Source organism: Candidatus Dedyshia acidiphila (assembly GCF_051025295.1).
In the GTDB taxonomy this organism is placed as follows: Bacteria; Acidobacteriota; Terriglobia; order Terriglobales; family Acidobacteriaceae; genus KBS-83.
Genome location: NZ_JBMGJV010000141.1, coordinates 1 through 253, shown reverse-complemented (window position 1 = coordinate 253; position 253 = coordinate 1). Strand labels below are relative to the sequence as shown.

Sequence of the window (253 nt, the reverse complement as noted above, 5' to 3'; positions counted from 1 at the left end):
ATCTCGGTGACCCGGATTACGCGCAGCTTCCGATTGAGGAACTGCTCAGCCCCGGCTATGCAGATGCGTGGCGCAAGAGCATCCAACCGGACCATGCCACGCCATCGAGCACGCTCAAACGGCCGGCGACTTTCTGCCGCTGCCACCTGGAGCGAAGGCTGCCGACGCAAAGTCGGTGGATACGACGCACTACTCGGTTCTGGACGCAGATGGCAATGCTGTCGCAGTGACCACAACCCTCAATGACAGCTTC

At 60.9% G+C, this 253-nt stretch carries 1 protein-coding gene; it reads left to right on the top strand.

Annotated elements, in window-relative coordinates; translation table 11 throughout:
- Window positions 1-67 precede the first annotated feature (67 nt).
- Window positions 68-253 (top strand): gamma-glutamyltransferase (locus AC5IJH_RS18450; protein ID WP_491904283.1); only part of this gene is annotated, 186 nt, incomplete at its 3' end.